Source organism: Micromonospora cathayae (genome assembly GCF_028993575.1).
Lineage (GTDB): Bacteria > Actinomycetota > Actinomycetes > Mycobacteriales > Micromonosporaceae > Micromonospora > Micromonospora cathayae.
Genome location: NZ_CP118615.1, coordinates 2,219,669 through 2,246,203 on the forward strand (window position 1 = coordinate 2,219,669; position 26,535 = coordinate 2,246,203).

At 70.7% G+C, this 26,535-nt stretch carries 22 protein-coding genes; 17 read left to right on the forward strand and 5 right to left on the reverse strand.

The genetic code is table 11. The features are described from left to right. Positions 1-145 precede the first annotated feature (145 nt). The 7 genes from PVK37_RS10300 (at position 146) to PVK37_RS10330 (ending at position 6,192) form a co-directional block, all read left to right on the forward strand. A complete protein-coding gene (locus PVK37_RS10300; protein WP_275033600.1) occupies positions 146-1,159 on the forward strand; it encodes a hemolysin family protein in 1,014 nt (337 codons plus the stop codon). Positions 1,160-1,192: 33 nt separating this feature from the next. After that, the gene (gene trpS / locus PVK37_RS10305; RefSeq protein ID WP_275033601.1) at positions 1,193-2,218 is read left to right on the forward strand and encodes a tryptophan--tRNA ligase; all 1,026 of its coding nucleotides are present in this window, start codon (positions 1,193-1,195) and stop codon (positions 2,216-2,218) included. Between the two features lie 9 nt (positions 2,219-2,227). Beyond that, on the forward strand, positions 2,228-2,818 hold the full coding sequence (locus PVK37_RS10310) for a 2'-5' RNA ligase family protein (protein ID WP_275033602.1): 591 nt from the start codon (positions 2,228-2,230) through the stop codon (positions 2,816-2,818). A gap of 174 nt (positions 2,819-2,992) precedes the next feature. Next, on the forward strand, positions 2,993-3,934 hold the full coding sequence (locus tag PVK37_RS10315) for a YihY/virulence factor BrkB family protein (protein WP_275033603.1): 942 nt from the start codon (positions 2,993-2,995) through the stop codon (positions 3,932-3,934). Positions 3,935-3,951: 17 nt separating this feature from the next. Then, positions 3,952-4,695 (forward strand): SRPBCC family protein, encoded by a 744-nt coding sequence (locus PVK37_RS10320; protein ID WP_275033604.1) that lies wholly within the window; start codon positions 3,952-3,954, stop codon positions 4,693-4,695. A gap of 103 nt (positions 4,696-4,798) precedes the next feature. Beyond that, positions 4,799-5,242: a hypothetical protein gene (locus tag PVK37_RS10325; protein ID WP_275033605.1), complete on the forward strand. Its 444-nt coding sequence runs from the start codon at positions 4,799-4,801 to the stop codon at positions 5,240-5,242. 77 nt (positions 5,243-5,319) lie between these two features. Further along, positions 5,320-6,192, forward strand: a complete 873-nt coding sequence (locus PVK37_RS10330) for a hypothetical protein (protein ID WP_275033606.1) — start codon at positions 5,320-5,322, stop codon at positions 6,190-6,192. Between the two features lie 144 nt (positions 6,193-6,336). On the opposite strand, the gene PVK37_RS10335 is transcribed toward PVK37_RS10330, so the two are convergent. Continuing rightward, a complete protein-coding gene (locus tag PVK37_RS10335; protein ID WP_275033607.1) occupies positions 6,337-8,007 on the reverse strand; it encodes a glycoside hydrolase family 13 protein in 1,671 nt (556 codons plus the stop codon). 292 nt (positions 8,008-8,299) lie between these two features. Continuing rightward, positions 8,300-9,385: a LacI family DNA-binding transcriptional regulator gene (locus PVK37_RS10340; protein WP_275033608.1), complete on the reverse strand. Its 1,086-nt coding sequence runs from the start codon at positions 9,383-9,385 to the stop codon at positions 8,300-8,302. Between the two features lie 202 nt (positions 9,386-9,587). Here PVK37_RS10340 and PVK37_RS10345 point away from each other — a divergent pair, with 202 nt between their 5' ends. The 4 genes from PVK37_RS10345 to PVK37_RS10360 all read left to right on the forward strand — a co-directional run bounded on the left by PVK37_RS10345 (position 9,588) and on the right by PVK37_RS10360 (position 15,341). Then, complete coding sequence (locus tag PVK37_RS10345) at positions 9,588-10,841, forward strand: sugar ABC transporter substrate-binding protein (protein WP_275033609.1); 1,254 nt, start codon at positions 9,588-9,590, stop codon at positions 10,839-10,841. Then, the gene (locus tag PVK37_RS10350) at positions 10,841-12,481 is read left to right on the forward strand and encodes an ABC transporter permease subunit (RefSeq protein ID WP_275033610.1); all 1,641 of its coding nucleotides are present in this window, start codon (positions 10,841-10,843) and stop codon (positions 12,479-12,481) included. The genes PVK37_RS10345 and PVK37_RS10350 overlap by 1 nt, the downstream gene beginning before the upstream one ends. A 29-nt stretch (positions 12,482-12,510) precedes the next feature. Then, entirely contained in the window at positions 12,511-13,395 is an 885-nt protein-coding gene (locus PVK37_RS10355) for a sugar ABC transporter permease (protein ID WP_275035070.1), read from the forward strand. A gap of 140 nt (positions 13,396-13,535) precedes the next feature. After that, entirely contained in the window at positions 13,536-15,341 is a 1,806-nt protein-coding gene (locus PVK37_RS10360; protein WP_275033611.1) for a glycoside hydrolase family 13 protein, read from the forward strand. 33 nt (positions 15,342-15,374) lie between these two features. Here PVK37_RS10360 and PVK37_RS10365 read toward each other — a convergent pair whose 3' ends face one another. Then, complete coding sequence (locus PVK37_RS10365) at positions 15,375-16,085, reverse strand: DUF305 domain-containing protein (protein ID WP_275033612.1); 711 nt, start codon at positions 16,083-16,085, stop codon at positions 15,375-15,377. Between the two features lie 269 nt (positions 16,086-16,354). On the opposite strand from PVK37_RS10365, the gene PVK37_RS10370 reads away from it, so the two are divergent. From PVK37_RS10370 to PVK37_RS10395, 6 genes are all read left to right on the forward strand, one after another. After that, positions 16,355-18,136: an LVIVD repeat-containing protein gene (locus PVK37_RS10370; RefSeq protein WP_423791025.1), complete on the forward strand. Its 1,782-nt coding sequence runs from the start codon at positions 16,355-16,357 to the stop codon at positions 18,134-18,136. A gap of 158 nt (positions 18,137-18,294) precedes the next feature. Further along, positions 18,295-18,636: a hypothetical protein gene (locus PVK37_RS10375; protein WP_275033613.1), complete on the forward strand. Its 342-nt coding sequence runs from the start codon at positions 18,295-18,297 to the stop codon at positions 18,634-18,636. A gap of 276 nt (positions 18,637-18,912) precedes the next feature. Further along, on the forward strand, positions 18,913-19,977 hold the full coding sequence (locus PVK37_RS10380; protein WP_275035071.1) for a BMP family lipoprotein: 1,065 nt from the start codon (positions 18,913-18,915) through the stop codon (positions 19,975-19,977). A gap of 250 nt (positions 19,978-20,227) precedes the next feature. Next, positions 20,228-21,772, forward strand: coding sequence for an ABC transporter ATP-binding protein (locus PVK37_RS10385; RefSeq protein WP_341483444.1), 1,545 nt, complete (start codon positions 20,228-20,230; stop codon positions 21,770-21,772). After that, a complete protein-coding gene (locus PVK37_RS10390; RefSeq protein WP_275033614.1) occupies positions 21,769-23,262 on the forward strand; it encodes an ABC transporter permease in 1,494 nt (497 codons plus the stop codon). Before PVK37_RS10385 ends, PVK37_RS10390 begins: the two co-directional genes overlap by 4 nt. Positions 23,263-23,266: 4 nt before the next feature. Continuing rightward, positions 23,267-24,550, forward strand: a complete 1,284-nt coding sequence (locus PVK37_RS10395) for an ABC transporter permease (RefSeq protein ID WP_275033615.1) — start codon at positions 23,267-23,269, stop codon at positions 24,548-24,550. A gap of 77 nt (positions 24,551-24,627) precedes the next feature. On the opposite strand, the gene PVK37_RS10400 is transcribed toward PVK37_RS10395, so the two are convergent. Further along, positions 24,628-25,587, reverse strand: a complete 960-nt coding sequence (locus PVK37_RS10400) for an AfsR/SARP family transcriptional regulator (RefSeq protein ID WP_275033616.1) — start codon at positions 25,585-25,587, stop codon at positions 24,628-24,630. Between the two features lie 179 nt (positions 25,588-25,766). Next, positions 25,767-26,495 (reverse strand): M15 family metallopeptidase, encoded by a 729-nt coding sequence (locus tag PVK37_RS10405; RefSeq protein WP_275033617.1) that lies wholly within the window; start codon positions 26,493-26,495, stop codon positions 25,767-25,769. Positions 26,496-26,535: the final 40 nt, after the last annotated feature.

Sequence of the window (26,535 nt, forward strand, 5' to 3'; positions counted from 1 at the left end):
GCGATGGTACGGCCGTCCGCGTAGCCCACCCTATGGCCGCCACCTATGCGCGGGCTGGGCACCGCTATTCCACCACGAACCGTCAGTATCGAACAGAGTTGAACAGTGCGGATTCGGCCGGGCCGCGATGTCTACCATCTCTGGTATGCGGGAGACGAGCGGTCCCCGGCCCCGGCGACGATCGCCGGGGCGGCCACGACGATCGGGGCGACCGCGACACGAACCGGGCCCGGTGGCACGGGCCGTAGCCGGAGTCGTGGTCCGGGCCGCCGACGGAGCGACTCGGCTGGTGACCCACCTGCTCGGCGCGAGCCCCACCGCCGGCCGGGAACGGATCAGCGAGGCCGAACTGCGCGACCTGGTCGCCGCGAACACCATCCTCGACCCGGACGAGCGGCGGATCATCGACGAGGTGCTGGTCGCCGGGGCCAGCCTGGTACGCGAGGTGATGATGCCCCGTACCGAGGTGGTCTTCCTGTCCGCGCGGCTGACCGTCGCCGAGGCCGCCGAACTGGCCCGGACCGCCACCCACACCCGGTACCCGGTGGTCGACGGCACCCACGACGACGTGGTCGGCTTCGTGCACCTGCGGGACCTGCTGCTCCGCCCGGAACCCGACCCGTGCGCCACCGTCGGCGAGCTGACCCGCGACGTCAAACGGCTCCCCGGCAGCAAACGGGTGCTGGCCGCACTCACCGAGATGCGCCGGGAACGGCACCACCTCGCGGTGGTGGTGGACGAGTACGGCGGCACCGCCGGCATCGTCACCCTGGAGGACCTGATCGAGGAACTGATCGGGGAGATCCACGACGAGTACGACAACACCCCCGACCCGGTCCGCGTCGGCCTGCCCGCCGCGGTGGACGGTCGGCTGAACCTCGCCGACTTCGCCGAGTACACCGGCGTGGTGCTGCCCACCGGCCCGTACGAGACGGTCGGTGGGTTCGTGATGGCGGCCCTGGGCCGGCTGCCGATCGCCGGGGACGTGGTGCCGGTCGCCGCCGAGTCGCCCGTCCGCCGGCCCGCCGGCCCGGTCACGGTCACCGCCGACGGGTCCGGACCGTCCGACGGTTGGTCGCTGCGGGTGCTCGCGCTGGACGGCCGACGGGTGGCCCGGGTGGCGGTCGTCGCGGCGAAGCCGACGGCCGGCCCGTCATGACGTACGCCGGGTGTTGCTGACAGAATTGCCGGCATGTCCGACGTGCCTGCCCGTCCCCGCGTCCTCTCCGGTATCCAGCCGACGGCCGACTCGTTCCACCTCGGCAACTACCTGGGCGCGGTCCGGCACTGGGTGGCCCTCCAGGACACCCACGACGCGTTCTACTGTGTCGTCGACCTGCACGCCATCACCGCCGGGCACGACGCGAAGACGCTGCGGCAGCGCAGCCGGACGGCCGCCGCCCAACTCCTCGCCGTCGGGCTGGACCCGGAACGCTGCGCGCTGTTCGTGCAGTCGCAGGTGCCCGAGCACGCCCAGCTCGCCTGGATCCTGTCCTGCATCACCGGCTTCGGCGAGGCCAGTCGGATGACCCAGTTCAAGGACAAGTCGCAGAAGCAGGGCAGCGACCGGGCCAGCGTGGGCCTGTTCACGTACCCGATCCTCCAGGCCGCCGACATCCTGCTCTACCAGGCCGACGCGGTGCCGGTCGGCGAGGACCAGCGGCAGCACCTGGAACTCACCCGGGACCTCGCCCAGCGGTTCAACACCAGCTTCGGCCGGACCTTCACCGTGCCGGCGGCGCACATCGTCCGGGACACCGCGAAGATCACCGACCTCCAGGACCCGACGGCGAAGATGTCCAAGTCGTCGTCGAGCCCGGCCGGCATCATCAACCTGCTGGAGGAGCCGGCCCGCTCGGCCAAGAAGATCCGCTCGGCGGTCACCGACACCGGCCGCGAGATCGTCTTCGACGCCGAGGCCAAGCCCGGCATCGCCAACCTGCTCACCATCTACACCGCGCTGACCGGCCGGAGCGTCGACGACCTGGTCAACGCGTACGCCGGCAAGGGCTACGGCGACCTGAAGAAGGACCTCGCCGAGGTGGTGGTGGAGTTCGTCCGGCCGGTGCAGGAGCGCACCCGTACCTACCTGGACGACCCCGCCCAGCTGGACAAGCTGCTCGCCCTCGGGGCCGAGAAGGCCCGTGCGGTCGCCGCCCGCACCCTGGCGACCACGTACGAACGGGTCGGGTTCTTCCCGTCGGTGCGGCTCGGCTGACCCGACGCGATGACGGCAACGGTGGACGGTTCGGCGACCGGAGGAGCGCGGGGCGTGGCGGGCAGCGACACGACGGCGGGGGCCACCACCCAGATCGGGGTGGCGGTGGACATTCCCGAGCCGTGGGGCTCCGTGCTCACCCGGCGACGGGCGGAAGCCGGCGACCCCCTCGCGGCGGACATCCCCGCCCACGTCACGCTGCTCGGGCCGACCGAGATCCCGCTGGACGCGCTGCCGGTGGTCGAGGATCACCTGGCCACGGTCGCCGCCGCGCACCTGCCGTTCAGCCTGCACCTGCGGGGCACCGGCACGTTCCGCCCGGTGACCCAGGTGGTGTTCGTCGCGGTCGCCGCCGGGATCAGCGAGTGCGAACTGCTCGCCGAGGCGATCAGCGCCGCGCCGGAGCTGCACCGGGAGACCCGTTTCCCGTACCACCCGCACGTCACCGTCGCCCAGGACGTCACGCCCGAGGCGCTGGACCAGGTGTACGAGGACCTCGCCGACTTCTCGGCGATCTTCGAGGTGGACGCGTTCACCCTGTTCTCGCACTCCGGCCAGACCAGGTGGCAGCCCCGCCGCGACTTCCGCCTCGGCGGCTGACCCGTACCGCCCGTCCCGGCCCTCTCGGCCGCCCGGGGGTGATCAACACGAGATGCGGCATGTCGGGCCTTCGCCTCGTCTCGGCGACGCCGGGATGCCGCATCTGGTGCCGGGGCCGGGCCCGGCCCGCGGGGGTGGGCGGCGGTGCGGCGGTGGATCGGCGAAGATGATCGCGTGAACGTGTTCGGACGGGTCGAGACCGGGGCCAACCGGTGGATCGCCGCGCTGCGGCGACGGTCCCGGGTGTTCGACCACGTCTGGCGGGCCGGGGTCCGCTACAACGAGGTCTTCGCGGTCCGCCTCGCGGCGGCGATCGCCTACTACGGGTTCTTCGCGGCCTTCGCCCTCGCCCTGATCGGGTACGCGATCTTCGGCGCGATCCTGGAGGACAACGACGAGATCAGCCGGACAGCGGCCGACTTCCTGCGGGAGAACCTGCCCTTCCTCGACCCGGTGCAGATCGCCGACAGCAGCGGCAAGGTCGGTGTGATCGGCCTGGTCATCCTGGCCTTCACCGGGATCGGCTGGGTGGAGGCGATCCGGTCCTCGCAGCGCCTGATCTACGGGCTCAACCAGCAGCCGGGCAACCTGGTGGTCCGCCGGCTGGTGGACCTCGGCATCCTGGTGGCGCTCTTCATGCTGCTCGGGGTGTCGGTGGCGGCCGTGGACGCGTTGGAGTCGCTGCTGCGGTTCCTGCTGCGCAGCACCGGATCGGTCGGGTTGACCACGGTGAGCGCGGTGCTCAGCGTGCTGGTCAACCTGGTGCTGGCGAGCGCCTTCCTGGTGCTGGTGCCCCGGCTGCGGATGAGCCGTCGACGGTTGCGGCCGGTGGTGCTGGTGGTCGCCGTCGGCATCACCCTGCTGAACACCGTCGGGCGGTACTACGTGGTCCGTACCGAGCGGAATCCGGCGTACACGGTGGTGGCCGGCGCGGTCGGTCTGCTGCTCTACCTCTACCTGCTCAACCAGTTGGTGCTGTTCGGCGCGGCGCTCGCCGCCACCAGTGAGCAGGGCCAGGTGTTGGATCTCGCCGACGGGGGTAGGGTCGTCGCCCCGGTCGGTGCCGCCGTACCGGACACCCCGGACCGGCCCGTCCCGCCCCCCGCTGGAGGTTGACCCCGATGGACCCGCAGATGACCGAACCGAAGCCGTTCCGGGTGGAGGTGCCGGTGGCCGCCGACCGGGAGACGGTCTGGTCGGCGCTGACCGAGCCGGAGCTGATCCGGCAGTGGTTCGGCTGGGAGGACGACGAGGCGGACGACGGGCTGGACGAGGAGATCCGGCACATCTTCGTCGACCACGCCGAGCCCTACCCGCCGGACCGGATCGCCCTGGAGGCCGGGCAGGAACTCCAGGTGGAGGCCGACGGGGAACGGACGTTGGTGCGGGCGGTGATGCCGGGCGCCCTGGACGGTGAGCTGGCCGACGTGTACGACGCCCTGGAGGAGGGCTGGCGGACCTTCTTCGAGCAGCTGCGGTACCTGCTGGAACAGCGTCCGGCCGGGGAGCGCCGTACGGTGCGGCTGACCGGGGTGGCGACCGGGAAGCAACTGCTGGCCGTGCTCGACGAGGCCGGACCGACGGAACGCTGGCACGACAGCCGGTACCAGCGGATCGTGGTGGACGCCGAGGGCCGGTTGCTGGCCGCCGCGGCGGAGACGCCGCTGGACGAGGAGGCGGCCGGGCCGGTCAGCCTGGTGGTCAGCGCGTACGGGCTGGACGACGCCGGGCTGGCGGACCTGCGGGCGGAGTGGACGCGACGGTGGACGACCGCGATCCCGCCCGGTGACCCGCACGATGCGTCGGCCGGTGACCCGCACGATGCGTCGGCCGGTGACCCGGACGGAGAGCCGACCGGCGATCGGGGCGCGGAGTAGGCCGACGAGCGGGACGGAGACTCGGCCGGCGGGCCGGACGAGTAAATCGGCAATTAGGGCGAATCGGTCTCGTGGATCGGGTCCGGCGGACGATGATGGGCGCGTGGGCGCACTAGTGACGTTGGACCTGCCGGACGACTCGCCGATGCTCGGCCTCCCGTGGATCATCACCTTCGGGCCGCTCGGCGACGGCGACGACTGGGAGCCGGTGGTCTGCGGCCCGTACGAGCGACCGCACGCGCTGGCCCTGGCCGAGTCGGTGGTCGCCGACGAGCAGTTGATGGCGGTGGTCGAGCCGTTGCTGCCGGCGGTGTCGGCGGACGAGATCCGGGACGAGATCGCCTCCGCGCGGGTGGCCGCCGAGGACCAGACCGCGCAGGTCGAGGAGGCCGACCTGTACGGCGACTTCGAGAACACCATCGACGAGGAGCTGGAGGAGGCGGCCGGCCGGGAATCGCACCCCGAGCCGCGTACCCCGCCCACCGAGGCGGAGCTGCGGGAGGGCTTCCGCCGGATCGCCGCCCGGCTCACCGCCCCTGCGGACTGACGGATCAATAGACAGGTTTCGAATTCTTTCCTAGGCTTCGCCTGTCCCTGCCGAGACTCCCACCCCCAGGAGACCCTTTGCCCAGGCGTCTGTTCCCGCTGCTGGCAGCGATCCTCGTCGGCGTGTCCGTCCTGACCGCCCCCGTCCAGGCCGGTGCCGCCCCGACCGTGCCGGTTGCCGGCACCGACGACACCGGCCTGACCAGCCAGTCGACGCCCACCGGCTGCACCACCTCGGTCGAGTGGGTCCAGGAGGGCAACCACTACTACTACGGCCGGGGCAAGGTCCAGTGCACCGCCGGCCGGTACCGGATCAAGCTCGTCTGCCGCAACCTGCAGACCGGCGTGGGATACGTCACGTACGGCACGACCGTGGTGACCGCCCCGAACACGGCCACCACCACCTGCAACACCGGCAACACGGCGGAGAGTGTGCACGCCGTGCAGGACCCGCCAGGCACCGGCCTCACCGGCTGCGTGACCTGGCGGGAGTGGGTGCACGAGGGCAGCAGCCACTACTACGGTCGGGGCTACGTCCAGTGCGACACCGGCCGGTACAAGGCCAAGCTGGTCTGCCGTAACGAGCAGACCGGCGTGGGGTACGTCCGGTACGGCGGCACGGTGGTGACCGCCCCCGGCAGCGCCACCGCCCAGTGCGACAGCGGCAACACGGCGGAGAGCGTCCAGGCGGTGCAGGATCCGCCGGCGACCGGCGTCAACGGCTGCGTGACCTGGATGGAGTGGGTCCACGAGTCGTTCAACACCATGTACTACGGCCGTGGTCTCGTGCAGTGCGACACCGGCCGGTACGGCGTCCAGCTTTCCTGCCGCAACATCCAGACCGGGCAGACGTACGTGGTCACCGGCTATGCGGTCACCGCGCCGAGCACGAACAGCACCACCTGCTACAGCGGCAACCGGGTGGAGAGCGTGCAGGCCGTCCCGCAGTGACACTCCGGCCGTAACGGACACCGGCGCCCCGGGAGGTCGAAACCGTCCCGGGGCGCCGGTGCCACCCACCCCCCACCACAAGGGGTCGTCTGCCCCAGTCGCCCGCCGGCGCTTAGCTCGACGAACGACCAGGTGAGATCAGGTCTACCCGACCCGACGCCGTTCGAACCACACTGCGGCGTCGATCGGCAGGAGATACCCGTCACCCTGCTCGGCGAGCGGCGCGCTGGCGACCAGCGGCCGGCCGTACCCGGTGACCGTCACCGGGGCGCCGCTGAGGTTGACCACGCAGCTCAGCTCGACGTCGCCGGCCGTGCGGTCGAACGCCAGTACGCCCGGGTCGCTCTCCCGCCAGGTGACCCCGCCGGCGTCGATCGCCAGCGCCGGGTGCTCGTGCCGGATCCGCAGCGCGGTGCGGTACAGCTCCAGCGTCGAGCCGGGCACCCCGGTCTGGGCGGCGACCGAGAGGGCGGCCCAGGTGGCCGGGGCCGGCAGCCAGCTCAGCTCGCTGCCGGCCGGCCCGAAGCCGTACGGGGCGAGCCGGCCGCTCCACGGGATCGGCACCCGGCAGCCGTCCCGGCTCTCCCCGGTACGCAGGAACGACGGGTCCTGCCGCAGCTCGTCCGGCAGGTCGAGCACCTCGGGCAGGCCCAGTTCCTCGCCCTGGTAGACGTACGCGCAGCCGGGCAGGGCCAGCATCAGCAGGGCGGCGGCGCGGGCCCGGCGCAGCCCGACCTCGCCGTCGCCGTACCGGGTGACGTGCCGCTGCTTGTCGTGGTTGGAGAGCACCCAGGTGGTCGGCGCGCCGACGATGGTCGACTCGCCCAGCGCGGTGTCGATCACCTTGCGGAACGAGTCGGCCGACCAGGTGGCGTCGAGGAAGTCGAAGCTGAACGCCTGGTGCAACTCGTCCGGGCCGATGTAGCGGGCCAGCCGCTGCGGGGTCTCCGCCCACGCCTCGGCCACCGCCATCCGGCCGCCGGGGTAGCTGTCCAGGATGGGCCGCCAGGCCCGGTAGATGTCGTGCACCTCGTCCTGGTCGAAGTAGGGGAGCCGGCCCTTGCCGAGCAGCTCCACCTGCCGCCGGCCGGTGGTCATGGTGCTGAACCCGACGTCCGGCAGCCCCTCCTCCTTGATCATCCCGTGCGCCACGTCGATCCGGAAGCCGTCCACGCCCCGGTCGAGCCAGAACCGGAGCACGTCCTCGAACTCGGCGCGTACCTCGGGGTGCCGCCAGTTCAGGTCGGGCTGGGCCGGGTCGAACAGGTGCAGGTACCACTGGCCGTCGGGCACCCGGGTCCAGGCCGGGCCGCCGAAGATGCTCTCCCAGTCGTTCGGGGGCTCCGCGCCGCCCTCGCCCCGGCCGTCGGCGAACATGTACCGGGCCCGTTCCGGTGAGCCGGGGGCGGCGGCCAACGCGGCTCGGAACCACGGGTGGGCGCTGGAGGTGTGGTTGGGCACCAGGTCCACGATGATCCGCAGGCCCAGGGCGTGCGCGTCGGTGATCATGTGGTCGAAGTCGGCCAGGGTGCCGAACATCGGGTCGACGTCCCGGTAGTCCGCCACGTCGTAGCCGCCGTCGATCATCGGCGAGGTGTAGAAGGGGGTCAGCCAGAGCGCGTCCACGCCCAGGTCCCGCAGGTACGGCAGACGTTCCCGGATGCCCTGGAGGTCCCCGATGCCGTCGCCGTTGGAGTCGGCGAAGCTGCGGACGTAGACCTGGTAGACCACGGCGGAGCGCCACCAGTCGAGGTCGGTGGCGGGCGGCGACCCGTCGGGGCGGGCCTGGCCGGCGGGGGAGTGGCTGACGGACACGGTGGCGTACCCCGTTCTCTGGCGCGGGACGGCGACCCGCACGCGGACGGGCGTACGGGTGTTCGTGCAGAATGCCGGCCGAGCGCTGCAAGAGTCAAGCAGCTCTTGCGCAAGGAATGACGTCGGTCACCGTCTCCGGCGGTGGCGGACCGTGCTCACGCCGGTACGGCCAGCGCCGGATGCGCCGGCTGGCGGGGCGGACCGTCCTCAGGCCGGTACGGCCGCCGTCGGCTGGCGGGGCGGACGGTACTCAGGCCGGCACCGGCGGCACCGGCTGGTGGGGGGACGGTGCTCAGGCCGGGATGGCCAGTGCCGGAGGCACCGGCCGCTGCCGGTTCGGGGCCGGGCCGGGCTCGGCGGCGGTGGCCCGGGCGACCGCGGTGGAGCCACGGACCACCAGCTCGGGGCGGAAGACGTACTCCGAGTGCGGCGCGCCGTGCCCGTTGATCTCGTCGACCAGGGCCCGGACCGCGGCCACCGCCATCGCGGTCACCGGCTGCCGCATGGTGGTCAGCGGCGGGTCGGTGAAGGCCATCAGCGGGGAGTCGTCGTACCCGACCACGGACAGGTCACCGGGGACGCTCAGCCCGCGCTGCCGGGCGGCCCGGATCGCGCCGAGGGCCATCAGGTCGGAGCCGCAGACGATGCCGGTCACCCCGCGTTCGAGCAGCCGGGCGGCGGCGGCCTCGCCCCCCTCCACGCCGAACAGCGACAGCTCGGCCAGGGACTCCAGCTCCGCGTCGGACGGGCCGACCAGCCGCTTCATGGCGGCCCGGTAGCCGGTCACCCGGCGCTGCACCGGCACGAACCGGTCCGGGCCGGTGATCAGGCCGATCCGGCGGTGTCCGAGGGCGACCAGGTGGGCCACGGCCAGCTCGGTGGCCTCGCCGTCGTCGCAGGAGACGAAGGGCGCGGCGATACCCGGCGCGAACCCGTTGATCATCACGATCGGCAGCGGCCGGGCGATCAGCGCCCGGTAGCGGTCGTGGTTGGCGGCGGTGTCGGCGTGCAGGCCGGAGACGAAGACGATCCCGGAGACCTGCCGGTCCAGCAGCATCTCGACGTACTCGTCCTCGGTGACCCCGCCGGGGGTCTGGGTGCACAGCACCGGGGTGAACCCGCTCTGCGCCAGGGTCGACTCGATCACCTGGGCGAAGGCGGGGAAGATCGGGTTCTCCAGCTCGGGCACGACCAGGCCGACCAGCCCGGCGCTGCGTTTGCGCAGCCGGGCGGGGCGCTCGTAACCGAGCACGTCGAGGGCGGTCAGCACGGCCTGCCGGGTCTCGGGGGCCACGCCGGGGCGGTCGTTGAGCACCCGCGACACCGTGGCCTCGCTGACTTCGGCCTGTTGGGCGATGTCGGACAGTCGAGCGCGCATGGGCCGCACTTTAGCTCAACCGCAACTTCTTGCGTACACCTCTGCAAGCCCTTCCATTGTCTGCAACCTCTTGCTAACGTCCCCGCAACACGCGAGAGCAGCGGCGCAGCAGGCACAGCGCCGGTTGGCACGAATTTTACCGAGGTTTCCACCGGCGGGCCGCCCTTACCTCAGGCGGACCGCGATGACGACAGGAGTACCGATGCGCATCCGTACCGCGGGTGTGGTCGCCGCCTTCGCCCTGGCGCTCGCCGCGTCCGGCTGCGGTGGCAGCGACAGCAGCGACGAGCCGGCCGCCCAGGAGTCCACCAAGGCCTCCGGTGGCGAACTGGTGATCTGGGCCGACGACAAGCGGACCGCCGCTCTCCAGCCCTTCGCCGACAAGTTCGGCCAGGAGAACGGCGTCACCGTCAAGGTCGAAGCCATCTCCAAGGACCTGCAGACCAACTTCGTCACCGCCGCCCAGCAGGGCAACGGGCCGGACGTCGTGGTCGGCGCACACGACTGGATCGGCAACCTGGTCCAGAACGGCGCGATCGAGCCGGTGCAGCTCGCCGCCGACAAGAAGAGCGCGTTCAGCGAGATCTCCATCAAGGCGGTCACCTTCAACGGCCAGGTCTACGGCGTCCCGTACGCCCAGGAGAACCTGGCGCTGATCCGCAACACCGAGCTGGCCCCCGAAGCGCCGAAGACGATCGAGGACCTGGTCGCCACCGGCAAGAAGCTCAAGGCGGAGAAGAAGGTCACCGAGACCCTCTGCCTCCAGGTCGGCCAGAACGGCGACGCGTACCACATCTACCCGCTGTACACCTCCGGCGGCGGATACCTCTTCGGCACCACCGCCAACGGCGACTACGACCCGAAGGACCTCGGCGTCGGCAAGCCGGAGTCGATCGAGGCGTTCAAGAAGATCGGCGCGCTCGGTGAGAAGGGCGAGGGCGTGCTCAAGCGCTCCATCGCCGACACCAACTCCATCGCCACCTTCACCAGCAAGAAGTGCGCCTTCCTGGCCTCCGGCCCGTGGGCGATCACCGACGTGAAGAAGGCCGGCCTGAAGTACGACATCTCCCCGGTCCCCGGCTTCGCCGGTGGCAAGGAGGCCCAGCCGTTCGTGGGCGTCCAGGCGTTCTACGTCGCCGCGAAGGGCAAGAACAAGGCCCTGGCCCAGGAGTTCGTCGCCAACTACACCAGCACCCCCGAGCTGGCCGTGGCCCTCTACAACGCCGAGCCGCGTCCCCCGGCGCTGACCGCCGCCCTCGACCAGGTCAAGGGCAGCGACCCCGACCTGGTCAAGTTCCAGGAGGCCGGCAAGAACGGCCAGGTGCTCCCGGCGATCCCGGCGATGGCCGCGATCTGGGACCCGTTCGGTAAGGCCGAGGCGGCCGTCATCGGTGGCGCGGACCCGACGACCACCGTCACCGCCGCCGGCAAGACGATCGCCGGCTCGATCAAGTAATGACCACGTCGCTGTCCGGCCCGGGGTCTGCCAGCCAGGCCCCGGGCCGGGAGCCCACCGGCTCCCGGCCCGCGCGGAAGCGCCGTACCGCGCGCAACGACGCGCCGATCACCCTCACCGGCCTCGCGGTCAAGGTGATCCTGCTCGGCCTGACCGCCGGGATCGCGGTCTGGGCCGCCTTCCCGCTCGTCGAGGGCGAGAAGTGGGCCGGGTTGGCGCTGCTGGCGGCCACCACCGCCGGCCTCTTCTACCTGTACCTGACCCCCCGGCACATCCCGGCCAAGTACCTGGTCCCCGGCACGCTGTTCCTGATCGCGTTCCAGGTCCTCCCGGTGCTGTACACGGCCAGCACCGCGTTCACCAACTTCGGCGACGGCCACCGGGGCGACAAGGACGACGCGATCGTCGCCATCCAGACCGCCTCGGTGAAGCAGGTGCCCGGCTCCGCCGAGTACGCCCTCTCCGTCGCCACCAAGGGCGACCCGGCCACCGGGCCGCTGGTCTTCCTGGTCTCCGACCCGGCGACCGGCACCGTCTCCGCCGGTGACGCCGGCGGGCTGACCCGGCTGGACGCCGCCGACGTCACCGTCGCCCCCGGCGGCAAGGTCACCGCAGCCGAGGGCTACACGATCCTCAACTTCGGTCAGGCCGGCGCACGCAGCCAGGAGATCACCGACCTGGTGGTGCCGACCGACGCCGGCGCGCTGCGCTCGTCCGGCCTGTCCCGCGCCTACGAGGGGCGGGCGGTCCGGGCGTACGACCAGGGCTGCGACTGCATCCGGGACAGCGAGACCGGCAAGACCTGGACGGCGGACGAGGCGGTCGGCTCCTTCGTCGCCGCCGACGGTGAGCGGCTCGCCCAGGGCTGGAAGGTCAACGTCGGGCTGTCGAACTTCACCCGGGTGATCACCGACGGGAACATCTCCGGGCCGTTCTTCGGCACGCTGATCTGGAACTTCGCCTTCGCGATCGGCTCCACCGGCGGGACGTTCCTGCTCGGCATGTTCATCGCGCTGGCCCTGCACTCGCCCCGGATGCGGTACACCAACCTTTACCGGGTGCTGCTGATCCTGCCGTACGCCATGCCGTCGTTCGCGATGCTGCTGGTCTGGCGGGACATGTTCAACACCGACTTCGGCCTGGTCAACAACCTGTTCGGGCTCGGCGTGAACTGGTTCGGCGGGGAGTGGACGGCCCGGTTCGCGGTGATCCTGGTGCAACTCTGGCTCGGGTACCCGTACATGTTCCTGGTCGCCACCGGGGCGTTGCAGGCCATCCCGCGCGAGCTGACCGAGGCCACCTCGGTCGACGGGGCGTCGCCCTGGCAGTCGTTCCGGGCGGTCACCCTGCCGCTGCTGCTGGTCGCGCTCTCCCCGCTGCTGATCGCGTCGTTCGCGTACAACTTCAACAACTTCAACGCGATCTACCTGACCACCGAGGGCGCGCCCTTCCCGGCGGACAACCCGACCAACGGCGCGACCGACCTGCTGATCACGTACACCTACCGGCTGGCCTTCGGCGGGCAGGGCGCGGAGTTCGGCTTCGCCGCGGCGATCTCGCTGTTCATCTTCACCATCGTGGCGGTGGTGTCGGCGGTGAGCTTCCGGCGTACCCGTAAGCAGGAGGAGGTGTACTCGTGACCACAGCGACGGGACCGGCCACCGCGAGCGTGGCCACCGCCCCGGTCAACCGCAACGCCGGGCGGAACCGGTGGTTCGCCCAGGTCGGCTGGCGGCACCTGGTCGGCGTGCTCGGGGTGGTGTTCAGCCTCTTCCCGATCCTGTTCGTGTTCTCGGCGGCGCTCAACCCGCTGGGCACCCTCTCCTCCACCGAGCTGGTGCCCACCGACGGGGTGTCGTTCGGCAACTTCGGCGAGTTGTTCGAGCGGACCGCCTTCGAGCGGTGGTTCCTCAACTCGCTGCTGATCGCCGGGCTGGCGTCGTTCATCTCGGTGTTCCTGTCGGCGCTGGCCGCGTACGCGTTCTCCCGGATGCGGTTCCGGGGCCGACGGGTCGGGCTGCTGTCGCTGCTGCTGATCCAGATGTTCCCGCAGTTCCTGGCGATCGTGGCGATCTTCCTGATCTTCGGCACCATCACCGAGCTGTGGCCGGAGATCGGCTTCAACACCCCGTGGGGGCTGATGCTGCTCTACCTCGGTGGGGCGCTCGGGGTGAACACCTGGCTGATGAAGGGCTTCTTCGACACGCTCCCCCGGGAGCTGGACGAGTCGGCCACCATGGACGGCGCGACGCACGCCCAGGTCTTCTTCCGGATCATGCTGCCGCTGGTGGCCCCGATCCTGGCGGTCACCGGGCTGCTCGCCTTCATCAGCACCATCAACGAGTTCCTGATGGCGAACGTGTTCCTGACCGACTCGGAGTCGAAGACCCTGGCGGTCGGCATGTACGGCATGTTGCAGGGCAACGAGCGGAACAACAACTTCGGCATCTTCGCGGCGGCCACCCTGCTCACCGCGATCCCGACCGTGCTGGTGTTCCAGGCGTTGCAGCGGTACATCGTCTCCGGCCTCACCGCCGGAGCGGTCAAGGGGTGAAACCAGCCCTACCGGCAAGGGCGTCGGCGTAAGGCCGGCGTACACCGGAGCAGTCGCGTGCTGCCCGTCGGGTCGACACCGACCCGGCGGGCAGTTCGTCTTCTTTCCCCTGATGTCCTGACGGAAAGGGCTCCAGCATCATGCAACCGCACCACGACGGATCCGCCCGGTACGTCCCCGACCAGGCCCCGGACCTCGGCGACACGGTTCCGGTCTTCGTCCGGGTACCGGCCGGCAGTGACGTGCGCCAGGTGCACGTCCGTACCACCCCGGACGGCGAGCCGCGCTTCGCCGAGGCGGTGGTGGACCGGCGCGACGGCGACGACGTCTGGTGGCGGGCCGACGTCGAGGTCCGCAACCCGGTCAGCAACTACCGGTTCCTGCTCACCGGAGCACGCGGCACCCGCTGGCTCAACGCCGCCGGTCCGGTCGACCACGACGTCCCGGACGCCGGCGACTTCAAGCTGGTCACGTACGCCCCGCCGCCGGCCTGGGCCCGGGACGCGGTGATCTACCAGATCTTCCCGGACCGGTTCGCCCGCTCGGCGGCGGCGGACGGCCGGACCGCCCCCGACTGGGCGATCCCCTGCGACTGGGACACCCCGGTCGTCGGGCGCGGCCCGGAGACCCCGCGCCAGTTCTACGGCGGGGACCTGGACGGCGTCACCGAACACCTGGACCACCTGGACCGGCTCGGCGTGAACACCGTCTACCTGACGCCGGTCTTCCCGGCCCGGTCCAACCACCGGTACGACGCGGCCAGCTTCGACCACGTCGACCCGCTGCTGGGCGGGGACGCCGCCCTGGCCCGGCTCGCCGACGCGGTGCACGCCCGGGGCTGGCGGCTGCTCGGCGACATCACCAGCAACCACACCGGCGACGCCCACGAGTGGTTCACCGCCGCAGCGGCCGACCGGCACGCCGCCGAGCGGGAGCTGTACTACTTCGACCTGCCGGGCGGCGACTACGAGTCGTGGAACGGCGTCCGGTCGCTGCCCAAGCTGAACTGGGGCAGCGCCGAGCTGCGCCGCCGCTTCGCCACCGACCCGGACTCGCTGCTGCGCCGCTGGCTGCGCCCGCCGTACCGGCTGGACGGCTGGCGGGTGGACGTGGCGAACATGACCGGCCGGCGGGGCGCGGACGCGTACACCCACGAGGTGGCCGCGCTGCTGCGGGCGGTGGCCGCCGACACCCGCCCGGACGCGCTGGTGATGGCCGAACATGGCCACGACCACACCGGTGACCTGGACCGGGACGGCTGGCACGGCACGATGAACTACGTCGGCTTCACCGACCCGGTGTGGAGCTGGCTGCGCGCCGGTGACGACCCGGTGCCGAACTTCCTCGGCACCCCGGGCGGGGTGGCCCGCCGGGACGGACACGCCATGCTCGCCACCATGAACACGTACCGGTCGCTGGTGTCCTGGCGGTCGTACAGCCACTCCTGGCAGCTGCTCGGCTCGCACGACTCGGCCCGGATCCGCACCGTGGTCGGGGACGCGGCCCGGCAGGAGGTCGCCGCCGGGCTGCTCGCCACCCTGCCCGGCACCCCGATGGTCTACGCCGGGGACGAGCTGGGGCTGACCGGCGGCAACGGCGAGGGCTCGCGTACCCCGATGCCGTGGCACCGGCCGGAGACCTGGGACCAGCGGACCTTCGGGACGTACCGGTCGCTGCTGGCCCTGCGGCGGGCCGAGCCGGCGCTGCGCCACGGCGGCCTGCGCTGGCTGCACGTGGACGCGGACACGCTGGTCTTCGCCCGGGAGGCGGTGGACGGTACCGCCCTGGTGCTGGCCCGCCGGGCCCCCGGCGACCCGGTCCGGCTGACCGGCCTGCCGTCCGCCGACAACGTGTACGGTGGCGCGCCGGCCCTGCGCCCGGACGCCGACGGCGCGGCCACCCTCCCCGCGGACGGCCCCACCTTCCAGGTCTGGCGGACGAGGTGACCGGTGGGGGCCCTTCCCGGGAGGGGCCCCCGCTCACCCGGCCAGGGCTTCGCGCATCCGTTCGATCTCGATGGCCTGCTCGAAGCCGACGCTGCTGGCGGTCTCGTTGACGATGGCGTCGACGCCGAGGGCGATCGCCTCCTCGGCCATGGTGATGGCACCCCGGTGGTGGGCGGTCATCATGTCCACGAACATCCGGTCGAAGGCCGCGCCGCGGGCGTTCTCCAGGGCGCGCAGAGCGTCGGCGGACTGCATGCCGGTCATCTCGTGCCGGTGCCCGTCGCCGGTGTTCCGGTCGAGTCCCCGGGTGGCCAGCCAGCCCTCCATCATCTGGATCTCGGGCGCCTGGGCCGCCAGGATCCGGTCGGCGATGGCGACGATCTTCGGGTTCTCCGCCCGGCCGTTGGCCAACCGTGCCATCACCAGTGCCTGCTCGTGGTGCGGGATCATCATCGTGACGAACCGGACGTCCGCGTCGTTGTAGGACGGGCTCGGCGCGGGGGTGATCTTGTCCGCCGGTACGGTCCGGGCGGATTCGCCGGGTCGTCCGGGCAGCACGACCGGTGCGGTCGAGTCCGGCACGCCGGGCTGGTCGACGGGGGCCGGCGGCTCAGGGGTGGCGGTGGCCCGTGCCTGCGGTGCCGGGTCGTCGTCGGACAGCCCGAGGGCGACCGTGACCCCCACGGCGAACACCACGAGGACGACCAGCTCCACCAGGACGATCGGCCGGAGGCGGGGAGCCATCTTCCGGAAACGCTCTCTTAGCACAAGTTGACTCCCGCCGCTATCTGGGTTGGCCGGATCCTAGCTTGGCCCTGACCTGCGCGAAAGGTTGATGTGGCGGATGGGCCGTTGGGCCTACCTGCGGTTATTCAATACGGCAGGGTTTGTTGATCGTTTCCTAATCGTTATCTGTGCGGTTCCTCGATGTGACGTAAATCACAAGTGGTCTGGCTGACTCGGGATAGGGTCCCGCTACCTCTTGATCAACCCCCTGCGAAAGGGCGTGCCAGATGGCCAGTAGAACCCCCCGAGGGGCGCGCAGGATCGGGGCCATCAGCCTCGCCGCCGCGACCGCCCTCCTGGGCGCGGCGGTGGCGGCGGTCCCGGCCAACGGAGCTCCGGGCACCGTTGACAGCACCGACAACTGCGAGGCGCTACAGGGGGCCGGCGACAACTTCGCCGAACTCTGCCTCACCGCCGAGGAGGCGGCCGACGACGTCCCCACCCCCTTCGTCATTCCCGGCGTCGACGAGATCGCCAGCAGCCCGAACCTCCGGCAGCTCGCCAACCTGCCCAAGGCCGGCGCGTTCGCCCGCGAGGCGTCGTACTCCACCGACGTCGCCTTCCAGGGCAACTACGCCTTCGTCGGCAACTACGACGGCTTCACCGTCTACGACGTCAGCACGCCCAGCGCGCCGCAGATCACCAGCCAGGTCGTCTGCCCCGGCTCGCAGAACGACATCTCGATCTACGGCAACCTGCTGTTCCTGTCGGTCGACTCGTCCCGTAACGACGACTCGTGCAACAGCGTCGGCCAGTCGGCGAACATCAAGAGCTCCTGGGAGGGCATCCGGATCTTCGATGTGACCGACAAGGCCAGCCCGGCCTACGTCAAGGCCATCGAGACCGACTGCGGCTCGCACACCCACACCCTGGTGCCGGGCAAGAACAGTAACGACCTCTACGTCTACGTGCAGTCGTACAGCCCGTCGGCGAACGCCCCGGACTGCCAGCCGCCGCACGACAAGCTGTCCATCATCAAGGTGCCCCTGGACAACCCGACCAGCGCCGCCGTGGTGGCCACGCCGAACCTGTTCCCGACGACCACCGGGGCGACCTCGACCAGCGGCTGCCACGACGTGACCGTCTACCCGGCGCTGGACCTCGCGGCCGGCGCCTGCATGGGCGACGGCATCCTGATGGACATCGCGGACCGGGAGAACCCGGTGGTGCTCAGCCGGGTCCGGGACACCAACTTCGCGTTCTGGCACTCGGCCACCTTCAACAACGCCGGCACCAAGGTCGTCTTCACCGACGAGCTGGGCGGCGGCGGCAGCGCCACCTGCAACCCGACCATCGGGCCGAAGCGCGGCGCGGACGCCATCTTCGACATCGAGGGCGCGGGCGCGAACCGCACCCTGGTGTTCAAGAGCTACTTCAAGATCCCGCGGGAGAACACCCGGTTCGAGAACTGCGTGGCGCACAACGGCTCGCTGATCCCGGCGATGGGCCGCGACATCATGGTCCAGGCGTGGTACCAGGGCGGCATCTCGGTGTGGGACTTCACCGACTCGGCCAACCCGCAGGAGATCGCCTTCTGGGAGCGGGGCCCGCTGTCGGCGACCCGGCTCGTCCTCGGCGGCCCCTGGTCGACGTACTACCACAACGGGTACATCTACTCCAGCGACATCCAGAAGGGTCTGGACGTCCTCCAGCTGACCGATCCCCGTACCGACAACGCCCGCGCGGTGGCGTTCGGTGAGCTGAACGTGCAGAGCCAGCCGAGCTACCCGAGCTGCACCGAGGTGATCACGGGCCGGCGTAACGGCGGGCTCACCGTCACCTCCGGCGTCACCTGCCTGGACGGCGCCCAGGTCAACGGGCACGTCAAGGTGGCCCCCGGGGCCAGCCTGATCGCGTTCAAGGCGAAGCTCAACGGTGGCGTCAGCGCGAACGGCGCCGCGGTGGTGTCGATCGTGGAGAGCCAGGTCAACGGCTCGGTGTCCGCCACCGGTGCGGTCGCCTCGGTCCGGGACAGCCAGGTCAGCGGCTCGGTGAAGATCGACAGCTGACGGACCGTGTCGTCGGGCGACGGTTCGTACCGCCGCCCGGGGCGGGGCGCGACGACCGGAACGCCCGGCCGGGGGAGATCCCGGCCGGGCGTTCCCGCGCCGGCGTCCGGAAGGGTCCCCCTACTACAACCCGTCGTTGATGGGGGAGGATGGTCGGCGTGGAAGCACTCAGGCTGATTCTTCTCTACGTCCATCTGATCGGTTTCGCGCTGCTGCTCGGCGGCGGGATCGCCCAGTACGTCACCGGCCGGTACCGGATCAATGCCGCGATGCTCTGGGGCGCGGTGATCCAGGTCCTGACCGGGCTGGGCCTCTCCGCGCCGCTGCGCGACGGTGACGAGCCGGCCCCGGCGAAGCTTGTTACCAAGTTGGTGCTCGCGCTGCTCATCTTCGTCATGGTCTTCTTCTCCCGGAAGCGGGAGTCCGTCAACCGGGGCCACTTCCTGGCGATCATCGGGTTGACCCTGGTCAACGCGGCGGTGGCGGTCTTCTGGCGGTGACGGTCCGGGTAACCGGACGACCGCCGGAACCCGACACGGGGGACGTCGGGGCGGGTGGAAGTTAACTCGGCAAGTGATCTGCCGCACCCAACGGTTACGTAGCGGTAACAGCCACCCAACAGTCGTGCACGATTGTCGGCCGGCGGGAGGGCGTGCGGCTACGCTTCGCGTCCGTAACGTGAGACGCCGGCGGCAAGGCGCAGGCCGGCTTGATGACTGCCACCGCGACCAAGCGGTGGCGATGGGGAGGGAGTCGTCTTGCGCTCTGTGCGTGGGATGCGGGTCGTCTCGGCCATCGCGGTGGGCGGGCTGGTGCTCGGTGCCGCCGCCTGTGGCGAGGCTCCCGAGGAGGAGACCGGGGCCAGCGGCGGTGGCGAGAAGTTCAGCGCCTGCATGGTGACCGACGTCGGCGGCATCGACGACAAGTCGTTCAACACCTCCGCCTGGAAGGGCCTGGAGGCCGCCAAGGCGGAGAACAGCAACATCGAGACCAAGTACGTGGCGTCCAAGGCCGAGGCCGACTACGAGCCGAACCTGACCCAGTACGTGAACCAGAAGTGCGACTTCATCCTGGCGGTCGGTGGCCTGATGGGCACCGCCACCTCGAAGATCGCCGCGGCGAACCCGAACCAGCAGTTCGGCATCGTCGACGCCAAGCTGCCGGAGACCAACGTCTACCCGATGCAGTTCGACACCGCGCAGGCCGGCTTCCTCGCCGGGTACCTGGCGGCCGGCATGAGCAAGAGCAAGAAGGTCGGCACCTACGGCGGCATGAAGATCCCGCCGGTGACCATCTTCATGGACGGCTTCGTCGACGGCGTCGCGCACTACAACAAGACCAAGAACGCCACCGTGCAGCCGCTCGGCTGGGACAAGGCCACCCAGAACGGGTCGTTCACCAACGACTTCGTCAAGCAGGACGAGGGCAAGAAGGTCGGCGACGCGCTGGTCGCCCAGGGTGCCGACATCATCATGCCGGTCGCCGGTGGCGCCGGGCTCGGCACCACCGCCGCCGCCCAGGCCAGCGGCGGCAAGTACAACACCATCTGGGTGGACGTCGACGGCTGCGAGAGCACCCCGAACTGCCCGGCGATCATCAGCACCGTGGTGAAGAACATCCCGGACGCCGTCAAGGAGGCCGTGGTCAAGGCCGCCAAGGGCGAGAAGCTTGAGGCCACCCCGGGCTACCTGGGCACCCTGTCGAACAACGGCGTCTCGCTGGCGCCGTTCCACGACTTCGACAGCAAGGTCCCGGCGGAGCTGAAGGCCGAGCTGGACAAGCTCAAGGCCGACATCGCCGCCGGCACCGTCACGGTCACCTCGCCGGCCCAGCCGAAGTGACCCGCCACCGGTCGCCGGATCGACGGTGACCGGAGGTCACGCACCAACCCGGCCGCTCCGGCCGACGCGGGCACCGCGCCCGTGCCGCCGGAGCGGCCGGTCTGCACCGACCACCCCCAGCTCGCGGCCCTGCCGAACGGCCACCCCGGCCGGCTAGGCTGCACCATCGCTCGCACTCCAGGAGGTTGCGCTGAGACTCGAACTGCGCGGCATCACCAAGCGGTTCGGTGATCTGGTCGCCAACGACCACATCGACCTGACGGTGGAGCCTGGAGAGATTCACGCCCTGCTCGGCGAGAACGGCGCGGGCAAGTCGACCCTGATGAACGTCCTGTACGGGCTGTACCAGCCGGACGAGGGCGAGATCCTGGTCGACGGCAAGCCGCTGAAGCTGAAGGGGCCGTCGGACGCCATCGCCGCCGGCATCGGCATGGTGCACCAGCACTTCATGCTCGTACCGGTCTTCACCGTCGCCGAGAACGTCATGCTCGGCGCGGAGAAGGTCCGTGGCGGCCTGGCCGGCTTCCTGGACCGGCGGCGGGCCGCCCGGGAGGTCGCCGAGGTCTCCGAGCGGTACAACCTCCGGGTCGACCCGCACGCGGTGATCGAGGACCTGCCGGTCGGCATCCAACAGCGGGTGGAGATCGTCAAGGCGCTCACCCGCGAGGTGGACCTGCTCATCCTGGACGAGCCGACCGCGGTGCTCACCCCACAGGAGACCGAGGAACTGCTCACCGTCATGCGGTCGCTGAAGGCGGCCGGCAAGTCGATCGTCTTCATCACCCACAAGCTGGGCGAGGTCAAGGCCATCGCCGACCGGATCACGGTGATCCGGCGCGGGAAGACCGTCGGCACCGCCTCCCCGTCCGCCAGCCGGGACGAACTGGCCGCGCTGATGGTGGGCCGCAGCGTGCACCTGACCGTGCAGAAGGAGCCGGCCCGGCCCGGCGCGCCCGTCCTCGAGGTGAACGGCCTGGTCGTCGACGACGAGCGGGACTGCCGCGCGGTGGACGGCGTCGACCTGACCGTACGGGCCGGCGAGGTGCTCGGCGTCGCGGGCGTACAGGGCAACGGGCAGACCGAACTGGTCGAGGCGATCATGGGCCTGCGGCCGGTGCTCGCCGGCAGCGTCTCGCTCAACGGCGCACGGATCGACGGCTGGTCCACCAAGAAGGTGCTCCGCGCCGGGGTCGGCTACGTCCCCGAGGACCGCAGCGTCGACGGCGTCGTCAAGGAGTTCTCCGTGGCGGAGAACCTGGTCCTGGACCTGTACGACCGGCCGCCGTTCGCCAGCGGCCTGGCCCTGAAGCCGGACGCCATCGCGAAGTCGGCGCGGGAGCGGATCGCCCAGTTCGACGTCCGGACCTCGTCGGCGGACGCCCCGGTCGGCACCCTCTCCGGCGGCAACCAGCAGAAGGTGATCGTGGCCCGGGAGTTCTCCCGGCCGCTGAAGCTCTTCATCGCCGCCCAACCGACCCGGGGCGTGGACGTCGGCTCGATCGAGTTCATCCACAGCCAGATCATCCGGGAGCGGGACACCGGCACCGCCGTCCTGGTGGTCTCCAGCGAACTGGACGAGGTGATCGGCCTGGCGGACCGGATCGCGGTGATGTACCGGGGCCGGATCATCGGCATCGTGCCGCCGGACACCCCGCGCGAGGAGATCGGCCTGCTGATGGCCGGCATCACCCCGGACCAGGCCGAGGAGACCCGGGCGCAGGTCGCGGAGACCCGGGCCGCCGAGGGCACCGGACCGGCCGCCGAGGGCACCGACGCGAACGAGGACGAGGCATGAGCAACCCCACCCCCGAACCCGGGTCCCCGGACAAGGAGCCGGCGAGCCGGGAGCAGGCCGCGCAGACCGCCGTCGGCAACGCCGACAAGGCCGCCACCGTCGGCAACGCCGACCAGGCCGCCACCGTCGGTACCGCCGACCAGGCCGCCACCGTCGGCGACGCGGACCGTACCCCCGGCGGCACCCCGGCGGACGCCGGAACCAAGACCGGTACGAAGCAGAGCGCGCCCGGCGGGCCGAAGCACGGCGCGGACGACGCCGGTGACGGCCGGGCCTCGCTCGGCCAGCTCTTCCTGGCGAACCTCTGGGCGGCCAACACGGTCACCGTGACGGTGCTCGCGCTGGTGCTGGCGATGCTGGTCGGCGCGATCCTGATCATCATCTCCGACCCGGACGTGCTGGCCACCTACAGCTACATCACCGCACGCCCGTCGGACGCGATCAACTCCAGCTGGGCGGCGGTCAGCGAGGGCTACGCCAACCTGTTCAAGGGCGCGATCTTCGACCCGGAGGCGTTCTCCGGCTGGCTCAACGGCAGCAACGGCTGGGAGCCGGTGTTCGCGCCGATCTCCGAGACGCTGACCTACGCCGCGCCGCTGGTCTTCACCGGCCTGTCGGTGGCGCTCGCCTTCCGGGGCGGCCTGTTCAACATCGGCGCCCAGGGGCAGGCCACCATCGGCGTCATCCTCGCCGCGCTGGCCGGGTTCCTGCTGCCGCTGCCGCCGGTGCTGCACCTGCTGGTCGCGGTGATCGCCGGCGCGCTCGGTGGGGCGATCTGGGGCTTTATCCCGGGCATCCTGAAGGCCCGCGCCGGGGCACACGAGGTGATCAACACGATCATGCTCAACTACGTCGGCGTGTACTTCCTCTCCTGGATCATCGTGCAGAACGGCGTCCAGGACCCGAACCGTACCGACGCGATCAGCCGCTCGGTGGACGGCTCCGCGCAGCTGCCCCGGCTGCTCGGCTCCGACCTGCGGGTACACGCCGGCATCCTGCTCGCGGTGGCGGCCACCTGGTTCGTGGCCTGGCTGCTCAACCGCTCCACATTCGGCTTCGAGCTGCGCGCGGTCGGGGCCAACCCCGAGGCCGCCCGCACCGCCGGTATCAGCGTCGCCAAGGCGTACGTGCTGCTGATGGTGCTGGCCGGCGCGCTCGCCGGGCTGGGCGGCGCGCAGATGGTGCTCGGCACCACCGCCGCCGCGCTGACCCCGCTGGTGGTGGCCCAGATCGGCTTCGACGGCATCCTGGTGGCGCTGCTCGGCCGGGTCAAGCCGTGGGGCGTGCTGCTCGCCGCGCTGCTGTTCGGCGCGCTCCAGGCGGGCGGCAACCGGATGCAGTCGTACGCGGGGATCTCGCTGGAGCTGGTGACCGTGCTCCAGGCGCTGATCGTCATCTTCATCGCCGCGCCCGCCCTGGTGAAGGCGATCTTCCGGCTCCGGGCGGCCCGCGCCGCCCGGTTGCAGACGAGCCTCGCGAAGGGCTGGTGACCTCATGTCCACGATGGCTGTCGACGACGTGGCGGTCGCCCCCGTAGCGGAGGGCTTCTGGACCCGCAACCGCAAGATCGGCGTGGTGCTGCTGGCGCTCGGTCTGCTCGCGGCGGTCCTGTTCGGGGCGCTCGCCACCGACCAGCAGGCCCGCTTCACGCTCAGCGACGACGCCGAGGGCGCGGCGCTGGAGGTCAACGGGACCCTGGGCGCGATCCTGTTCGGGGTGCTCGCGGTGGCCGCCGGTGCCGCCCTGCTCGCCGGGGTGGTGCCGAAGCGCTGGTTCACCACCGTCCTGGCGGTGGGCGTGGTCGGCTTCGTCGCGTCGTTCCTCTGCTGGCAGGTCTCCGCCGCGCCGGCCGGGCAGAACTTCATGCCCATGGTCAACATCGTCCGGGGCACCTTCATCCTGGCCCTGCCGCTGATCTTCGGCGCGCTGGCCGGGGTGCTCTGCGAACGCTCCGGCGTGGTGAACGTGGCGATCGAGGGGCAACTGCTGATGGGCGCCTTCGCGGGCGCCCTGTTCGGCACGATGACCGGCAGCGTCTGGATCGGCCTGGTGGCCGCCGCGCTCGGTGGCGCGTTCATCTCGCTGCTGCTGGCCGTCTTCGCCATCCGGTACCTGGTCGACCAGGTGGTCATCGGGATCGTGCTGAACCTGCTCGCGCTCGGCCTGACCGGCTTCCTCTACGAGCGGCTGATGCAGACCGACACCCAGAAGTACAACCAGCCGCCGCGCTTCGAGACCTGGGCGATCCCGGTGCTAGAGGACATCCCGGTGATCGGGCCGGCGCTGTTCCGGGGCAACATCTTCCTGTACCTCGGGCTGATCCTGGTCCTGGTGATCCACCTCGCGCTGTTCCGGACCCGGTGGGGGCTGCGTACCCGGGCGGTGGGCGAGCACCCCACCGCCGCCGACACCCTCGGCGTGAAGGTGCTGGCGGTCCGGTACCGCAACGTCATCCTGGCCGGGCTGGTCGCCGGCATCGGCGGCGCGTCGTACACCCTGGCGCTCTACACCTTCACCAAGAACATGATCGGCGGTAAGGGCTTCATCGCCCTGGCCGCGCTGATCTTCGGCCGGTGGAGCCCGACCGGGGCGCTGCTCGCCGCGCTGTTCTTCGGCTTCGCCGACCAGCTCGGCACCTACCTGGGTGCGATCAACAGCATCATCCCCAGCCAGTTCCTGGCGATGCTGCCGTACCTGGCGACCATGCTGGCGGTGGCCGGGCTGGTCGGCAAGGTGCGCGCCCCGGCCGCCGACGGCAAGCCGTACATCAAGGGCTGACCGCGCGTCGGCGTGGCCCCGGCGGGGAAGCTCTCCCGCCGGGCCACGCCTGTCGCCGACGGTCGGGGAGCGGACCGTCAGGCCCTTGGTGCCGGTATCCGATCGGGTGCCCAGCTGTCCGGCTCGTTGTGGAGAAGCCAGAACGCCGCCTGGATGTGGGTGACGGCGTTCTCCAGATGGTGCAGGAGTTCCGTGGGCGCTGCGGCCGGGATATCCGACGTGCGGTATCGGACCGTATTCCTGAGGTGGGGGCGCTCAGGCCCGTCGGACCGCGCAGGGCGTCGGCTGTCGTGCGGCGGGTGAGGTGCGTGCATCGCTTGCAGAATCTGTCGCTCCCGGCTGCGGGCCGTGCGGCTGGGGCGGACTCCCAGCTCTTCTGCCATCCCGCTCGCAAAGGTGCGGTACGCATCAAGGGCCTCGGCGTAGCGCTGGCGGTGGATGAGATTGTCCGTCATCAACAGCATGTACTGCTCGTGTAGTGGATGTAACCGGGTCAATGACCGCAGGTCCGCCAGTGCCTCGTCGTGGCGTCCCAAGTCCATCGTCATCTTGATCAGGCGCTCGGTGGCCGAATTTCGCATCTCGTCGAGCCGGTTTGCGTGTGCGCTGAGCTCGACGCCGGTCAGGCCATCGAGTGCCGGGCCGCTCCAGAGCGCCAAGGCTTCTCGCAGCTTCTCGACCGCGCCGGTGAGATCACCGGTGGCGTGTAGTTCCCCGGCTGCTCGAACTCCCCGTTCGAACCGCTGTGCGTCGATCTCGTCCGGGTCGGCGTTCATCTGGTAGCCCGGACCGTGCCGGCTGATCGTGATTCTCGCTGCTCCGCCGGACAGGCTCCGGCGGAGCAGCGAGACGCAGTTCTGCACCTGCTCGCGGGCGGTGGCCGGCGGGCGGTCCTCCCAGATTGCGTCGATCAGCCGGTCGATGGAGACCGCCCTGTTGATGTGTAGTGCCAACAGGGCGGTCAAGACGTTGGCGCGACGACCGGCCAGCCTCGAAGAACCGGCTACGGACGGTGTTCCCAGGATCCGGATCTTCATTACGTTCCCCGTTCCGGCAGCGCTCGGTATCCCCTGTCGGAAGCCATCTTGCGATGATGGTTGCGGAACGTCAAGATCTAATAACTACAGGTGAATGCTGTTGACTAATAGGCGTCGAGCGATCTATATTACGCCTCCGTGCGCTGGCTTGTTGGTCGCGCTTGCCCGCCAGCAGGTCCTCATCCGGCGGCACCCTGACGCGCGGCCAGTGCCTTCGCCGCCTGCTGCCGGGTCGGCGAGAAGACATCAATCGGGCTTCCGGCGCCCCGACCTGGAGTATCCTCCCGCTGTCGAACTCGTCGGGCTAGTTGACGTAGACGCGCGTCGCTGGGGCGGACGTCGATCTGGAAGTGCCCTTCCTTCGGGTGCCCCCGGTGGTCCCCACCCCAACGGACGACCCCCTCGCACTCGGTGAGGATATCGCGTACGACCGCCAGTTCATGAGGAAAGAGGCCACCTCGGGCGTCGGTCGGGAAGCGGTTGGGCATGATCGCTATCGCCGTGCCAGAGAGATGGTTCGACTCGTACGGGGCCAGTATGCCGCGACCCGTCAGGTGTCCAATCACCGACTCGTGAGTCAGTTCGTCGATCTCGTAGTGGAATCGTCGTGCCACGTACAGCAAAACGGTCGCGACGGCTCCCGGGAGCAGCGTGACAGTGGCGTTCGACCCCTCGATGCGGTGGACCGGCGCGGCGTTCGAAGTCACCACCGGCCAGCCGTTCTCCGAGGAGGCGCGGCCCCACATGGTGCGGGGCCTGTCGGTCGAGGCAGGGTGCCCGTCGCCTGGGGTCGCTTCGGCGGGGGCGGCTGCGGCGGAGATGGCCACCGTGCCGGCGGCAGCCACCCCGACGGTCACAAGGAAGCGGCGACGAGCCCAATGCGGACTGTGATCTTCGGTCTCGTTCATAACTTTCAGTACTCCTTGAGATGTGGGGTGGTCCCGGCCC

Excerpts from the sequence above, each read along its gene's own strand:
- PVK37_RS10300 (WP_275033600.1), top strand. The coding sequence starts at position 146 with ATGCGGGAGACGAGCGGTCCCCGGCCCCGGCGACGATCGCCGGGGCGG.
- trpS (WP_275033601.1), top strand. The coding sequence starts at position 1,193 with ATGTCCGACGTGCCTGCCCGTCCCCGCGTCCTCTCCGGTATCCAGCCG.
- PVK37_RS10310 (WP_275033602.1), top strand. The coding sequence starts at position 2,228 with ATGACGGCAACGGTGGACGGTTCGGCGACCGGAGGAGCGCGGGGCGTG.
- PVK37_RS10320 (WP_275033604.1), top strand. The coding sequence starts at position 3,952 with ATGACCGAACCGAAGCCGTTCCGGGTGGAGGTGCCGGTGGCCGCCGAC.
- PVK37_RS10340 (WP_275033608.1), bottom strand. The coding sequence starts at position 9,385 with ATGCGCGCTCGACTGTCCGACATCGCCCAACAGGCCGAAGTCAGCGAG.
- PVK37_RS10345 (WP_275033609.1), top strand. The coding sequence starts at position 9,588 with ATGCGCATCCGTACCGCGGGTGTGGTCGCCGCCTTCGCCCTGGCGCTC.
- PVK37_RS10350 (WP_275033610.1), top strand. The coding sequence starts at position 10,841 with ATGACCACGTCGCTGTCCGGCCCGGGGTCTGCCAGCCAGGCCCCGGGC.
- PVK37_RS10360 (WP_275033611.1), top strand. The coding sequence starts at position 13,536 with ATGCAACCGCACCACGACGGATCCGCCCGGTACGTCCCCGACCAGGCC.
- PVK37_RS10365 (WP_275033612.1), bottom strand. The coding sequence starts at position 16,085 with ATGGCTCCCCGCCTCCGGCCGATCGTCCTGGTGGAGCTGGTCGTCCTC.
- PVK37_RS10370 (WP_423791025.1), top strand. The coding sequence starts at position 16,355 with ATGGCCAGTAGAACCCCCCGAGGGGCGCGCAGGATCGGGGCCATCAGC.
- PVK37_RS10380 (WP_275035071.1), top strand. The coding sequence starts at position 18,913 with ATGCGGGTCGTCTCGGCCATCGCGGTGGGCGGGCTGGTGCTCGGTGCC.
- PVK37_RS10390 (WP_275033614.1), top strand. The coding sequence starts at position 21,769 with ATGAGCAACCCCACCCCCGAACCCGGGTCCCCGGACAAGGAGCCGGCG.
- PVK37_RS10395 (WP_275033615.1), top strand. The coding sequence starts at position 23,267 with ATGTCCACGATGGCTGTCGACGACGTGGCGGTCGCCCCCGTAGCGGAG.
- PVK37_RS10400 (WP_275033616.1), bottom strand. The coding sequence starts at position 25,587 with ATGAAGATCCGGATCCTGGGAACACCGTCCGTAGCCGGTTCTTCGAGG.
- PVK37_RS10405 (WP_275033617.1), bottom strand. The coding sequence starts at position 26,495 with ATGAACGAGACCGAAGATCACAGTCCGCATTGGGCTCGTCGCCGCTTC.